This is a genomic window from Microbacterium bovistercoris (assembly GCF_003387575.1).
Classification (GTDB): Bacteria; Actinomycetota; Actinomycetes; order Actinomycetales; family Microbacteriaceae; genus Microbacterium; species Microbacterium bovistercoris.
Genome location: NZ_QUAB01000047.1, coordinates 1 through 14098 on the forward strand (window position 1 = coordinate 1; position 14098 = coordinate 14098).

A 14098-nucleotide genomic window follows, 5' to 3' on the forward strand; every position below is an offset into this window, starting at 1 on the left:
TGGTACTGCAGGGGGGACCCTGTGGGAGAGTAGGACACCGCCGAACTCCTTCTAAACGAAAGAGCCACCCAAAGCTGGGTGGCTCTTTCGCGTTAACACGCCCTTTCAACGCACCCGCTGTGACAACACCTCCGCCGCTTCCACGACCGCATCGGCGGTGCGGCCGGCGTCGACCGCAGTGTCCGTCCACGTCACGGCGATCGCCGCGGCCGGCCAGCCGGCGTGATCCGTGACGGCAGCGGCGACCGATCGGAAACCCTCGGTGATCTCGCCGTCTTCGGTGGCCACACCGCTCTGACGGACCATCCGGAGCAACTCGCGAAGCTCGGAGGGCTTCCTTGGACCCCGGCCTGTGCGCTCGGTGAACGACGAAGCATCCGGGTACAGCGCGCGCACCTGTACCTTCGGCAGCGCGGCGAGCATCGCGCGCCCGGTGGCCGTGAGGTGTGCGGGCAGCCGTACGCCGACATCCGTCACCAGAGCCGGCCGTCGCACCGCGCGCTCCTCGACGATGTAGAGCACGTCGCGTCCGCTCATCACGGCGAGGTGTGCGCTCTCGCCGAGTCTGTCCGCGAGTCCTGCGACCAGCGGCCGCCCCAGACGCGCGAGGGGCTCCTGCCTGGCGTATCCGCCGGCCAGCTCGAACGCGGACGTGCCGAGGCCCCACCGCCGGTCCTGCGCGAGATGGACGACGAAGCCGTGCTCTTCGAGCGTCGCCAGCAGGTGATAGACGGTTGAGCGCGGGATATCGAGATCCCGTGCCAGGGCGGATGCCGCGATCGGCGCCGGTCTGCGGGCCAGGTGCCGCAGGATGCGCAGGGTCTGGTCGGCCGCGGGCACCTGAGGACGTCGATCCACTTCGTCTGAGATCACAGACAAAGGATGTCACATCCCCCTGTTACGCGGGGGAGAGGGGGTGTGGAATCGTCTTATGCCTCAGAACTCCTCGGTCGTCGTCGGCGCCGCCCCTCTCGCGCCGGCTGACGTCGTCGCCATCGCCCGTCATCACGCCCCCGTCGTCATCGACCAGGGCGCGCTCGGTCGGGTGGCCGACTCGCGTCGTGTCATCGACGCCATGGCCGCCGACCCGGTGCCGCACTACGGCGTCTCCACCGGGTTCGGTGCTCTGGCCACCACCTTCATCGCGCCTGATCGCCGCCGTCAGCTGCAGGTCAGCCTGATCCGCTCGCACGCGGCGGGGACGGGCCCCGAGGTCGAGACCGAGGTCGTGCGCGCGCTGCAGCTGCTGCGTCTGCAGACCCTGGCATCGGGTCGTACCGGCGTACGCCCCGTCGTCGTCGAGACCTATGCCGCCATGCTCAACGCCGGCATCACCCCGCTGGTCCGCGAGTACGGATCGCTGGGCTGCTCCGGCGACCTCGCGCCCCTCGCGCACGTCGCCCTGGCCGCCATGGGCGAGGGAGAGGTGCGCAACTCCGACGGCGACCTCGTCCCGGCCGCGGACGCCCTCGCCGCCGCCGGCATCGCGCCGCTCGTGCTGGAGGAGAAGGAGGGCCTCGCCCTCATCAATGGCACCGACGGCATGCTCGGGATGCTCGTGCTGGCCCTGCACGACCTCGAGATGCTGGTCACGACCGCGGACCTCTCGGCCGCGATGTCGATCGAGTCCCAGCTCGGCACCGACGCCGTCTTCGCGGAAGACCTCATGGCCCTCCGCCCGCAGGTGGGACAGGCGGCATCCGCGGCCAACCTGCGCGCGTTCCTCGGCAACTCTCCCATGGTCGCCAGCCACAAGGGACCCGACGACGGCCGGGTGCAGGACGCCTACTCGCTGCGCTGCTCGCCGCAGGTCCACGGCGCCGCACGCGACACCATGGCGCACGCCACGATGATCGCCGAGCGTGAGCTCGCCTCGGTCGTCGACAACCCCGTCGTCACCCTGGACGGGCGCATCGAGTCCAACGGCAACTTCCACGGCGCACCGGTCGCCGTGGTGCTCGACTTCCTCGCGATCTCGGTCGCCGACGTGGCATCCGTCTCGGAGCGCCGCACCGACCGCGCGCTCGACCCGGCGCGCAGCCACGGACTGCCGCCGTTCCTCGCCTCCGAGGTGGGCGTCGACTCCGGCCTGATGATCGCGCAGTACGCTGCAGCCGGCATCGTGTCCGAGCTGAAGCGTCTCGCCGCCCCCGCATCCGTCGACTCGATTCCGTCGTCGGCCATGCAGGAGGACCACGTCTCGATGGGCTGGGCCGCCGCCCGCAAGCTGCGTCGCGCGATCGACGGGCTGGCCCGCGTGCTCGCCATCGAGATTCTCACCGGCGCCCGGGCGCTCGACCTGCGTGCGCCGCTCGTCGCCGGACCCGCCACCGGCGCGGTGCGCGACCTGGTCCGCACCGTCGCCGGCGGTCCCGGCCCCGACCGCTTCCTCTCGCCCGAGATGGAAGCCGTCTTCGAACTCGTCATCTCGGGCGCCGTCGCCCGCACCGCCAAGGAGAACGCGAATGTCTGACGCCACCCTGCACGACCCGACCCGCACCATCCGCGCCCCGCGCGGCAACGAGCGCACCGCGAAGAGCTGGGGCGCAGAGGCCGCCAAGCGGATGCTGATGAACAACCTCGACGCCGAGGTCGCCGAGCACCCCGAGGACCTCGTCGTCTACGGCGGCACCGGCCGCGCGGCCCGCTCCTGGGAGGCGTACGACGCGATCGTGCGCACCCTCGACGAGCTCGAGGCCGACGAGACCCTGCTGGTGCAGTCCGGCAAGCCGGTCGGCGTGTTCCGCACCCACGAGTGGGCGCCGCGCGTGCTCATCGCCAACTCCAACCTGGTGGGCGACTGGGCCACCTGGCCGGAGTTCCGCAAGCTCGAGGCCGAGGGCCTGATGATGTACGGCCAGATGACCGCAGGATCCTGGATCTACATCGGCTCGCAGGGCATCCTGCAGGGCACCTACGAGACCTTCGCCGCCGTCGCACGCTCGCTCGGTAAGGACTCGCTCAAGGGAACCCTCTCGCTCACCGGTGGCGCGGGCGGCATGGGCGGCGCGCAGCCGCTCGCCGTGACGCTCAACGAGGGCGCCTGCCTCATCGTCGACGTCGACGAGACCCGCCTGTCGCGGCGTGTCGACCACGGCTACCTCGACGTGTACTACACCGACCTCGACGAGGCGATCGCCCGCGCGGTTGCCGCGAAGGAGGCCGGCGAGGCGCTCTCGGTCGGCATCGTGGGCAACGCAGCCGAGGTCTTCCCCGAGCTGCTGCGCCGCGGTGTGCCGATCGACATCGTCACCGACCAGACCAGCGCACATGACCCGCTCGCCTACCTGCCGATCGGTGTCTCCGTCGCAGACTGGAAGGCCGAGGCCGAGCGCGATGCGGAGGAGTTCACCCGTCGCTCGCGCGAGTCGATGGCCGCGCACGTCGCCGCGATGGTCGCGTTCCAGGATGCCGGCGCCGCCGTGTTCGACTACGGCAACTCGATCCGCGCCGAAGCGGTGCTCGGCGGCTTCGACCGTGCCTTCGAGTTCCCGGGCTTCGTGCCGGCGTACATCCGGCCGCAGTTCGAAGAGGGCCGTGGCCCGTTCCGCTGGGCAGCGCTCTCCGGGAACCCGGAGGACATCTACAAGACCGACCGTGCCATCGCCGAGCTGTTCCCCGAGGACAAGGCGCTGCACCGCTGGCTCGAGAAGGCCGGCGAGAAGGTGCACTTCGAGGGCCTCCCCGCCCGCATCTGCTGGCTCGGATACAAGGAGCGCCACCTGGCGGGCCTGAAGTTCAACGAGATGGTCGCCTCCGGCGAGCTGTCCGCGCCGATCGTCATCGGCCGCGACCACCTGGACTCGGGCTCCGTCGCGAGCCCTTACCGCGAGACCGAGGCGATGAAGGACGGCTCCGACGCGATCGCCGACTGGCCGCTGCTGAACGCGCTGCTCAACACCGCCTCCGGCGCCAGCTGGGTGTCGCTGCACCACGGTGGCGGCGTCGGCATCGGCCGCTCCATCCACGCCGGTCAGGTGACCGTCGCAGACGGGTCCGAGCTGGCGGCCGAGAAGCTGGAGCGCGTGCTGACGAACGACCCCGGCACCGGAGTCATGCGTCACGTCGACGCCGGCTACGACCACGCGAAGGACATCGCCCGCGAGCGCGGCCTCAAGGTGCCGATGGGGCTGTGATGTCGACGCTCATCACGAACATCGGGGAGCTGACGACCAACGCCGGCTCCCCGGACGACCGCCTCGGCACCCTGCACGACGCCGCGGTGCTCATCGAGGACGGCAGGATCGCGTGGGTGGGGGCCTCGGGGGATGCCCCCGCCCACGCGGATGAGTTCGTCGACGCCGGCGGCCGTGCCGTCATCCCGGGCTTCGTGGACAGTCACAGCCACCTGGTGTTCGGCGGCGATCGAGCCGCGGAGTTCGAGGCGCGGATGGCCGGCCAGAAGTATGCCGCCGGCGGCATTCGCTCGACGGTGGCAGCCACCCGCGGCGCCACGGACGACGAGCTGCGCGCGCGGCTGCGCGGCTTCATCGCGGAGCTGCTCGCTCAGGGCACCACGACCGTCGAGATCAAGAGTGGCTACGGTCTCGACGTCGCCACCGAGGAGCGCCTCGTGCGCCTGGCATCCGAGGTGACCGAAGAGGTCACCTACCTCGGCGCGCACGTCGTGCCCGCCGAGTACGCCGACCGGGGCGACGAGTACGTCGACCTGGTGGTGGGGGAGATGCTGGATGCCTGTGCGCCTCACTCCCGATGGATCGACGTGTTCTGCGAGACCGGTGCCTTCACCGTCCCGCAGTCCCGGCGGGTGCTCGAAGCCGGCATCGCCCGCGGCCTGAAGCCGCGCGTGCACGCCAGCCAGCTCGGCCCGGGCGACGGCGTCCGACTGGCCGTCGAGCTGGGCGCGGCATCCGTCGACCACGGCACCTACCTGACCGATGACGACATCGCAGCGCTCGCCGCGTCGGACACCGTGCTCACGCTGCTGCCCGGCGTGGAGTTCTCCACGCGGCAGCCCTATCCCGACGCGCGCCGGCTGATCGACGCCGGTGTGACAGTCGCGATCGCCTGCGACACCAACCCGGGGTCGAGCTTCACGAGTTCGATGCCGTTCTGCATCGCCGTAGCCGTGCGCGACATGCGGATGACGGTGGCCGAGGCGGTCTGGGCGGCCACCGCCGGGGGAGCGGCGGCCCTGCAGCGCGAGGACGTCGGGGTGATCGCGCCCGGCAAGCGCGCCGACGTCGTGCTGCTCGACGCCCCGACCCGCGTGCACCTGGCCTACCGGCCCGGCGTGCCCCTGGTGAAGCAGGTCTGGAAGGACGGGGTCGCGGCGCTCTGAGCGTCCGGCCCGGAAGCGGAGGAGAACACATGGCACTGTCGCACGACGACCTCTGGCCCCGCGCGGGAGGCTGGCCCGCGTTCGACGGCGCGGCCGATGCCGTGCTTCTCGGCATCCCCGCGTGGCGCTCTTCGCTCTCGCCCACCGGTGCGCACGCCACGCCGTCCGCGGTGCGCGAGGCGCTGCAGCGCTACAGCGCGACCCTGATGACGAGCCCACCGCTCGACCTGAACGCTGCGCTGCGCATCGCGGATGCCGGCGACGTGACCGAGCCCGACGGTGACGAGGGAGTCGAGCGCGCGGTGGCGCGCGTCGCGGGGATCGCCGCGGCCGCCGATCTCACCATCGCGATCGGCGGTGACAACTCGGTGACCTATGCCGCAGCCCGTGGATCGCGTGCGGACGGCCTCATCACGATCGATGCGCATTTCGACCTGCGCGACGGGGTGTCCAACGGATCGCCGGTACGCCGTCTGGTCGAGGATGCCCCGGAGCCGATCGACCCGCGCAGGATCGTGCAGATCGGCATCGCCGACTTCGCGAACTCGGCCGCCTATGCCCAGCGCGCGGCGGACTGGGGGATCCGCGTGATCACCCTCGACGAGCTGCGCCGGCGCGGGATCGAGGACGTCGCCTCCGAGGCCCTCGAGATCGCGGGAGCCGGGTCGCGGATCCACTTCGACATCGACGTGGACGTGTGCGACCGCTCCGTCGCTCCCGGATGCCCGGCGAGCGTCCCGGGTGGACTCGCGGCGTGGGAGCTGCGTGCGCTGACGCGCCGCATCGCCGCCGATCGGCGAGTGGTCAGCGCGGACATCGCCGAGGTCGATGCGACGGCGGACACCGAGGATGCCAGGACCGTGCGCCTCGCGGCGCTGTGCGTGCTCGAACTGCTCGCGGGTCTCGCCTCGCGCTGAGCCGCCCGCTTCGGGGCGTCGTCCTGCGGCGGGTCAGGGGACCCGCGACCAGGCGATCATGGTGCACACCGTCAGCCCGGCCAATGCCACGACGGCCATGCCGAGCATCAGCACGGCCAGCCACCGCAGCCGCCGGGCGTGGTCGGCTGCGCCGAGGCGCACGGCGATCATTCCGGCGTAGAGCAGCATCGTCGCGATCAGCGTGATCCAGGCCATCGGTCGCGCGGCGCCCGGTGACATCAGGACCAGCGTGAGCGGGATCGCGCACAGGACGAGGAAGACCCCTCCGGCGACGAGCCAGATCCGGCCGCTCGACGTACGGAGCGCCGGCTGGTTGCGCACCAGCGTGGGGTCGGCCTCCTGGTCCTCGGTCACGGCATCAGCGCTCTTCTCCCGGCTCGGCGAGCCGGTCGCGCAGCATCCGCTTGCCCTGCTCCCCGGCCTTGAGGCTGTTGTGCTGGATCTTGCGGAACCATTCGGCCAGCTCCGCGTCCTCGGCGAACTCCGCGTCCTCGATGTAGGTCTGCATGGTCCAGGCGTTGCGCAGCGACGCCTCCAGCACGCAGACGAGGTTGTAGTTCTTGTCCTTCATCGTGCTCTCGGGCATGTCGTCCATCTCCTTCTCTCGTCTTCCGTGACCACTCAGCGTCGGTCCCGCATCGGGTTCCGTGCAGGGGGTGGCGTCCGGCGGCCGGGCGGCGTATCCTCGGTGGCCGGTGACGCCGCTCCTCCGGACGAGTAGCGTGGGCGCCATGGCTCGGATCCTGATCGTCGGCGGCCACGGAAAGGTCGCGCTGCTGCTCGCTCCGCTTCTCGTCTCGCGTGGTGACGAGGTGACCGCGGTCATCCGCAATCCGGCGCATGCGGCCGAGGTGCGCATCACGGGCGCGGATCCCGTGGCGTTCGACGTCGAGCACGAGGATCGTCCGGCGCTCGCGCGTCTGGTCACCGGGCACGACGCCGTGGTCTGGTCGGCGGGAGCAGGCGGCGGTGACCCGGCGCGCACGCACGCCGTCGACTTCGAGGCCGCCGTGCGGTCGATGGACGCGGCGAAGGATGCCGGGACGCGTCGCTACGTGATGGTGTCCTACTTCGGCTCCACTCCGGAGCACGGTGTCCCTGCGACCGACTCCTTCCACGCGTACGCCGAGGCGAAGGCTGCGGCGGACGAGTATCTGCGCGCGACCGCGCTCGACTGGACCGTGCTCGGACCGAGCCGCCTCACCGCCGGGGAGGGAACCGGTCGCATCGACGTCGAGCCGCCGGTCTCCGGCGAGGTGTCCAGGGCGAATGTCGCACAGGTCGTCGCGCAGACCCTCATCGAGCCCGCGACGATCCACCGGACGATCCGCTTCAACGACGGCGAGCGCCCCATCGCTGAGGCGCTCGCCGGTCATTGAGCGCGCTCAGCGCGTCGGTGCCGCTGCCAGCTCGGCGACGTCCTGCGGCGACAGCGCCGAGTTCCACACGGTCAGCTCGTCCACGTCGCCCTGGTACGGGGCATCCCACCAGTTCACGCCGACCGCGAAGAGGCCGGAGTCCGTCGTCAGCACGTCGGGGAATCCCGTTCCCTGGAAGCGGCGCTCGCCGTCGACGTAGACCGTGACCGAGCCGTCGTCGACGACGTAGGCGAGGTGCGACCAGTCGTCCAGCGGAAGGTCTGCGCCGGTGCCGGCGTCGTACCAGGCCGTGCCCGACCACACCATGGCCGAGCCGCCGACCCCGCTGTGCCCGCGCGGCACCAGGCTGACCCAGTGATCCGCGTCGCGTGCGGCGAAGAACGCCGAGGTGTAGGCGGTGAGCTGATCCGGGCGCAGCCAGACGCTCACCGAGTACGATCTGCCGCGCAGCAGGCCGTCGGGAAGGCGCACCCCGGTGCTGCCGTCGAGATGCAGCGCCGAGCCGGACACACCGTCGGCGACGTAGGACACGGTGCCGCCCGCCGCATCGACACGTGCCCCCGTCGGGATGCCGGTGCCGGCTGAGCCCGAGGAGTCCGAGAGATCGCCCGCGAAGGTCCACTCGCCGGCGATCACACCCGCCGTGCGGGCCGGCACGACGACCTCGAACACGCGGGTGCCTGTCGCCGTGCCGTTGGTGGCCGTGGCGCTCAGGGTGACATGGGCGTCGGGTTCGCCGACCTCGGGCCGGGTCACCGTGCCGTCTGCGGCGATCGCCGCATCGTCGGAGGACCACGCGATCGTCGTGCCGCCGGTGCCGGAGGTCGGCAGATCGAGGTCGACGGCGGCGGTGCCGCTCAGCGCGATGTCCGCGAGGACCGCATCGACCGCGGTCTGTCCGCTGCGCTCGACGCTGCGTCGCGCCCACACGGTGACCCCCGATGCGGAGACCGCGGTGAGGCCGGTGGACCATGCCTTCAGGTCGGGGTCCCAGATCGGTGCGAACACACCGACGTAGCGTTCGCCGTCGATCGACAGTGTCGCGGTGTGCTGCCCGGTGAGCTTCCAGCTGCCACGGACGGATCCCGTGATCCGGCCGGTGGTGTCGAGGGTGACGGGCGCCGCCTGCGCCGCCGCGGCGGTGATCTCCTTGCCGAGGTTGACGAGCTGCCAGGTTCCGGCCACATCGGCACGCCTCACCTTGCCGGCGGTCTCGCCGGCATAGCGCATGGGCGAGACCACGGGCCATCCGTCGGCGTTCATCCACATCTGATGCACGCGCACCTGGTGCATCTCGCCGGTTCCGGGGAAACGGGAGTGGAACACCATGAATCTCCGTCCGGCGTCATCGACGTACCAGGAGGTGTGGCCGGGGGAGACGTACCCGGTGCCTGCGCCCGTACCGGGGTCTCCGAGCTCGCGGCCGAACAGGTGCCCGCCCATCAGCTTGACACCGAACGGCTGCACCGAGGCGTCGTCGAAGATCGGCAGCGACGGGTCGGCCTTCACCTCGCGCATGTCGTTGCCCTGCGCGTCGAGGTACGGGCCTGCGACGTTCTTCGACCGGGCCACGCGCACGTCGTAGCCGCCCGCGGCGTCCAGCCCGCCGAACGACAGGTACAGGTAGTAGTAGCCGGTCTGGGCGTCGTACTGGATGGTCGGACCCTCGATACGGCTGTGGTTGCCGCCGACCAGGTGGGTGCCGTAGCCCTGGCCGGGGAGCGGCGTGCCGGTCGCGGCATCCATCTCGAGCAGGAAGATCCCGCCGGAGTACGAGCCGTAGACCATCCAGAGCTTCCCGTCGGCGTCGTAGAAGGCATCGGGGTCGACGGTGTTGGGGTGCTTCCTGGCGTCGTAGATCTCGCCGGGATTCTCGGACTCCCCGGTCATGCCGGACTTGAGCAGGATGCCCTGGTTCTCATACGGCCCGTCCACGGAGTCGGAGGTCGCCAACCCCAGGGCGGACAGCGGCCGGCTGCCCTCGCAGGCGTTGTAGTACATCGCGAAGCGGCCATCCGGCAGCTGGATCACGTCCGCCGCCCAGAGCGTACTGGTCCGGGCCCAGGCGAAGGTGTCGGCGAGCTCCGTGCGGACGTCGTCGAAGAGCGCGTTGTCGGCGTTCTGCGACAGGTCGACGGTGTACTGCTCCCAGTTCATCAGATCGGTCGTACGGGCGGAGGCGCCGTGCGAGCCGAATACCCAGATGTCGTCGCCGGAGGCGACGATAGACGGATCGTGCACGCTGACGTCCTGGAACTGCGGAGGTGGGGGTGTCTGCTCGGCGCCGCCGAAGGCGGGCGGCGCGATCAGAAGCGCTGCGGCGACCGAGGCGGCCGCGGTCAGCGCCAGAACGGCGCGGGTCGTGCGTCTGGGCATGGGGATCCTGTTCATCGTCGGACGGATGCTGCGGATGCCGGTGTCGGCGTCAGCGGCAATCTACAACGATGTAGAACCGTTGTGCAACGATGTAGAGAAATCCCGGAGTTGAATGGCGACTCGGGACGCGGTCTGAACGATCAGCGCAGGACGGTTATCGCGATCCGGTCGAGGGCCCAGGCGCCCCACAGCGCGATCCCTGCGCCGCCGAGTCCGGTCGTCCACAGAGCCACGCCGACAGCGCCGAAGAGCACGGCCTCGAGGATGATGCGCGCAGCGACCGGGATCACGAGTCGTGCCTTGGGTGAGAGGAACGTCCCCCAGATGAGAGTCACCATCACGACCGCGGTGGGCGCGAGCACCCACGCCCAGACGCCCGGTGCCAGACGCCAGACGGTGACGGCCGCGCCGGCGAGCAGTGCGAGCTCCAGAAGGAAGCGCACGACGAGCGCGGTTCGAAGGCCGGGACCCCCGTCTGTGAACGCGTCTCCGCCGGTCATATGTCGGTGCGGGCCGCGGCGAGACCGCGCGAGAAGGGCAGCGTCAAGGGCGCCGCTGCTCAGCTGTCGCGGGTGAGCGCGAATCCATGCTGGGCACCGGCGGCGTGCAGCAGCTGCAGCAGCTGCTGCATCTCCGCATCGCTGCGGCCCATGAGGCCGACCATCACCGTCGCGGGGTCGCCGAGCATCGGCCCGTAGAGCACCATCTTCCGCGCCTTGGTGGTCGCCCGTGCCTTGACGGCGTCGTAATCCTTCAGCGAGATCGTGACGGACTTCTTGGATCGGTCCACGCCGGCGGAGTCCATGGCCTTGCCCGCGGCGTTGGCGGCCACTCCGGCGAGGCCGCCCGTGAACGAGGGGGCAGCGCTCCACAGATAGTTGATGCGCGCGACTTCCGACCACAGGACGGGGAGACCGCCCTGTACGAGCAGGCCCTCGTCGGCCACCACGATCTCGATGAGGTCATCGCCGGTCATCTTCGCCGCGGCTTTCGAGTTGAGCGCGATCAGAGACCACACCAGCGCGCCGATCACGCCGAGGGCCACGACGATCCAGCCGAGGATCGGGCGCCCGAGGGCGATGAGCGCGACGCCGATCCCGACACCGACGATCGAGATGAGCGCGATGATGATGCCCTTGGACCCGAGGGACTTCTGCGTCGACGGATCGGTCACGAGCCGGTAGCGCTCGGTCCAGGTCTCAGGGCGTGCGAGGTCAGTCATGGCATCATCCTAGGGGACGGGCACGCCGCCCCGTCACACCGGGATCAGCGCATGCGCGACGGCGAAGATCGCGAGACCCGCGAGGGCGCCCACGACGGTTCCGTTCAGGCGGATGTACTGCAGGTCGCGCCCCACCATGAGCTCGATCTTCTCCGTGGTCTCGGCGGGATCCCAGCGCTCGATGGTGTCGGTGATGATCGACGCGATGTCGTGACGGTAGCGATCGACGGCGAAGACCGCGGCATCCGTCACCCAGCCGTCCACGCGGCGCTGCAGCGCAGCATCCGTCGTGAGCCGCGTGCCGATGTCGGCGATGGCCGACGCGGCCCTGGTGCGCAGTCCGCTGTGCGGGTCCTCGAGCGAGCGGATCAGGCCGGTCTTCGCCGCCTGCCACGCCTCGGCGGCCAGCGCCGCGACGCGCGGGCTGTCGAACAGCCCGCTCTTCGCGTTCTCGAGTCTCGCCCGCATCGACGGGTCGTGCTGCAGCCGATCGGCGAGGCGCTCGAGGTAGCCGTCGATCGCGACCCTCGCCGGATGCCGCGGATCTGCCTGCACGGCGTGCGCGAACTTCACCGCCTCCCGGTACACCGTCTCGTCCACCATCCGATGCCCGATCGACGGCACCCACGACGGCAGGCGCCGCGACACCAGCCCGCGGAACGCCTGCGCGTTCGCATCCAACCAGGTCACGATGCTGTCCACGGCCAGGTCGACGGCGCCGTGGTGCGCGCCGGCGTCCACGATGCGCTCCAGCCACGCGCCGGCCGGCGGGCCCCACTCCGGGTCGACCAGGTGCTGGCGGGCGAGGTCAGCGATCACGTCGCGCACGTCGTCGTCGCTGAGCGCGTGCAGGACGGCGGTCGCGATCGTCGCACCCTCGGCCGCGACCCGCTCGGCATGAGTCTGGGTCCCTGAGCCTGTCGAAGGGTCGCTGAGCCACTCACCGAGCCGCTTCGCGACCCGGGTCTGCTCCAGCTTGGTGCGCACGACCTCGGCGGAGAGGAAGTTGGTCTCGACGAACTCGCCCAGGCTGCGCCCGATCTCGTCCTTGCGGTTGGGGATGATCGCGGTGTGCGGGATCGGCAGGCCGAGCGGATGCCGGAACAGCGCCGTCACCGCGAACCAGTCCGCGAGCGCACCGACCATCCCGCCCTCGGCCGCGGCGCGCACGTAGGCGAGCCACGGCTGGCGGTCCTCGAGCGCGAAGGCGATCACGAACGCGACCGCCATGAACAGCAGTGCGCCGAGCGCGACGGCCTTCATGGTCCGCAGCCCGCGCAGCCGCTCCTGATCGGCGGCGGACAGCAGCGCCATCGGGGTACGCGACATGCCCTCATCCTGCCACGCCGGGTACCCTCGATCTGTGATCGAAGACATCAAGAAGCGTGCTCTGCACCGCACCAGCATCCTCGAAGGTCAGCTGCGCGGTATCGCGCGGATGATCGAGAACGACGAGTACTGCATGGACATCATCACGCAGTCGCGCGCCGTGCAGCGCTCCCTCGAGTCGCTGAACCGCCTGCTGCTCGAGAACCACTTGCGCACCCACGTGACGCACATGTTCGAGGAGGGCGGCGACCAGCGGGAGCAGGCCGTCGACGAACTGCTGAAGGCATTCGACTTCCATAGCAAGTAAGGCGTGAAGCGACGGATATCGTCGCTTTGAGACTGTTTCGCAACTGTTTCCGCTTCCGTTGCGCCACCAGGTGTGCAAGACTCCTTCGACCGAGATTCTCGATGAGGAGGATGAATGGCTGAGACCCTGGCCACCGCCGGCGGCGTTGACATCGCCGGTATCACGAAGCGCTACGGTGACGCGACCGCGGTCGACGACCTGACACTGCAGATCAGGCAGGGCGAGTTCCTCTCGCTGCTGGGTCCCTCGGGATGCGGCAAGACGACCACACTGCGGATGATCGCGGGCTTCGAGCACCCCGACGAGGGCGACATCCGCATCTCCGGACGGAGTGTCCTCGGCGAGCCGCCGTACAAGCGCGAGGTGAACACGGTCTTCCAGGCATACGCGCTGTTCCCGCACATGACGGTCGCCGAGAACGTCGCCTACGGCCTGCAGCAGCGCAGGACGCCGAAGGCCGAGATCCGCACCAGGGTCGCCGAGGCCCTCGACCTCGTGCAGATGCGCCATCTCGCCGACCGCAGGCCCACCCAGCTCTCCGGCGGCCAGCAGCAGCGCATCGCGCTGTCCCGCGCGCTGGTCAACCGCCCCGCGGTTTTGCTGCTCGACGAGCCCCTCGGCGCCCTCGACCGGCAGCTGCGCGAGGAGATGCAGCTCGAACTCAAACTGCTCCAGTCCCGCCTGGGAATCACATTCGTGTTCGTCACTCACGACCAGGGCGAGGCGCTGTCGATGAGCGACCGCATCGCGATCATGAGGCACGGAGTCGTCGAGCAGATCGCCGACCCGGACACGATCTACTCGCGCCCGGCATCCGCCTACGTCGCCGCGTTCGTCGGCCAGCAGAACTTCTTCACCGGCCCGGTCGCCGAGGGCGGCACGGCCGTCGAGACGCCCGAGGGCCTGATCCGGGGCGCAACCGCCGATCTCGCCGGTGTCGCCCGCGGCCAGGCCGCCGTGCGGCCCGAGTTCGTGCGCATCGCCGCCGAGCAGGATGCCGCGAGCACGGCCCCTGTCAACAGCGTGCGCGGGACGCTGCTCGGCGTCGCCCACCTCGGCGAGACCATGCAGTACCTGGTGCGCGTCGGCGACGACACCAGCCTCATCGCCCGGCGCCCCACGCCGGAGGCGCCCTCCCTGACCGTCGGCGACGCAGTGCTGTGCTCGTGGGAAGCCGCGAACGTGCTGCTCTTCCCGGCGGACGACGCCGCCGCCGACGGCGGTTACGTCGCCCCTCCCGCCTGA

Annotated in this window: 14 protein-coding genes; 7 read left to right on the forward strand and 7 right to left on the reverse strand. The window is 70.4% G+C overall.

Features of this window, described 5'->3' with window-relative positions; genetic code table 11:
* Nucleotides 1-105: 105 nt before the first annotated feature.
* A complete protein-coding gene (locus tag DY023_RS14835) occupies nt 106-879 on the reverse strand; it encodes an IclR family transcriptional regulator (protein ID WP_425453468.1) in 774 nt (257 codons plus the stop codon).
* Nucleotides 880-931: 52 nt separating this feature from the next.
* On the opposite strand from DY023_RS14835, the gene hutH reads away from it, so the two are divergent.
* The 4 genes from hutH to DY023_RS14855 are packed head-to-tail and all read left to right on the forward strand — an operon-like array spanning nt 932 to nt 6219.
* A complete protein-coding gene (hutH, locus tag DY023_RS14840; RefSeq protein ID WP_116243122.1) occupies nt 932-2473 on the forward strand; it encodes a histidine ammonia-lyase in 1542 nt (513 codons plus the stop codon).
* On the forward strand, nt 2466-4136 hold the full coding sequence (gene hutU / locus DY023_RS14845; RefSeq protein WP_116243123.1) for a urocanate hydratase: 1671 nt from the start codon (nt 2466-2468) through the stop codon (nt 4134-4136). Before hutH ends, hutU begins: the two co-directional genes overlap by 8 nt.
* Nucleotides 4136-5302 carry an imidazolonepropionase gene (gene hutI / locus DY023_RS14850; RefSeq protein WP_220347333.1) on the forward strand — a complete coding sequence of 389 codons (1167 nt, stop codon included), beginning with the start codon at nt 4136-4138 and terminating at the stop codon, nt 5300-5302. The genes hutU and hutI overlap by 1 nt, the downstream gene beginning before the upstream one ends.
* Before the next feature lie 29 nt (nt 5303-5331).
* The gene (locus DY023_RS14855; protein WP_116243125.1) at nt 5332-6219 is read left to right on the forward strand and encodes an arginase family protein; all 888 of its coding nucleotides are present in this window, start codon (nt 5332-5334) and stop codon (nt 6217-6219) included.
* A 33-nt stretch (nt 6220-6252) separates the two neighbouring features.
* Here the strand turns inward: DY023_RS14855 and DY023_RS14860 are convergent, their stop codons facing one another.
* Together DY023_RS14860 and DY023_RS14865 are read right to left on the reverse strand one after the other, a co-directional pair.
* Nucleotides 6253-6594, reverse strand: coding sequence for a hypothetical protein (locus DY023_RS14860; RefSeq protein WP_116243126.1), 342 nt, complete (start codon nt 6592-6594; stop codon nt 6253-6255).
* Nucleotides 6595-6598: 4 nt separating this feature from the next.
* Complete coding sequence (locus DY023_RS14865) at nt 6599-6826, reverse strand: hypothetical protein (RefSeq protein ID WP_220347334.1); 228 nt, start codon at nt 6824-6826, stop codon at nt 6599-6601.
* A 145-nt stretch (nt 6827-6971) separates the two neighbouring features.
* Between DY023_RS14865 and DY023_RS14870 the strand changes: the two genes are divergently transcribed.
* On the forward strand, nt 6972-7619 hold the full coding sequence (locus DY023_RS14870) for an NAD(P)-dependent oxidoreductase (protein ID WP_116243128.1): 648 nt from the start codon (nt 6972-6974) through the stop codon (nt 7617-7619).
* 6 nt (nt 7620-7625) lie between these two features.
* Here the strand turns inward: DY023_RS14870 and DY023_RS14875 are convergent, their stop codons facing one another.
* The 4 genes from DY023_RS14875 to DY023_RS14890 all read right to left on the reverse strand — a co-directional run bounded on the left by DY023_RS14875 (nt 7626) and on the right by DY023_RS14890 (nt 12546).
* Nucleotides 7626-9995, reverse strand: a complete 2370-nt coding sequence (locus tag DY023_RS14875) for a LamG-like jellyroll fold domain-containing protein (protein WP_116243129.1) — start codon at nt 9993-9995, stop codon at nt 7626-7628.
* A 140-nt stretch (nt 9996-10135) separates the two neighbouring features.
* Complete coding sequence (locus tag DY023_RS14880) at nt 10136-10438, reverse strand: YrdB family protein (RefSeq protein WP_181905866.1); 303 nt, start codon at nt 10436-10438, stop codon at nt 10136-10138.
* Between the two features lie 116 nt (nt 10439-10554).
* Nucleotides 10555-11217 carry a hypothetical protein gene (locus tag DY023_RS14885; protein WP_116243131.1) on the reverse strand — a complete coding sequence of 221 codons (663 nt, stop codon included), beginning with the start codon at nt 11215-11217 and terminating at the stop codon, nt 10555-10557.
* Between the two features lie 33 nt (nt 11218-11250).
* Complete coding sequence (locus DY023_RS14890) at nt 11251-12546, reverse strand: DUF445 domain-containing protein (RefSeq protein ID WP_116243132.1); 1296 nt, start codon at nt 12544-12546, stop codon at nt 11251-11253.
* A gap of 34 nt (nt 12547-12580) precedes the next feature.
* Here DY023_RS14890 and DY023_RS14895 point away from each other — a divergent pair, with 34 nt between their 5' ends.
* Both DY023_RS14895 and DY023_RS14900 read left to right on the forward strand, forming a co-directional pair.
* Complete coding sequence (locus DY023_RS14895; protein ID WP_116243133.1) at nt 12581-12853, forward strand: metal-sensitive transcriptional regulator; 273 nt, start codon at nt 12581-12583, stop codon at nt 12851-12853.
* Nucleotides 12854-12967: 114 nt separating this feature from the next.
* Complete coding sequence (locus DY023_RS14900) at nt 12968-14098, forward strand: ABC transporter ATP-binding protein (RefSeq protein ID WP_116243134.1); 1131 nt, start codon at nt 12968-12970, stop codon at nt 14096-14098.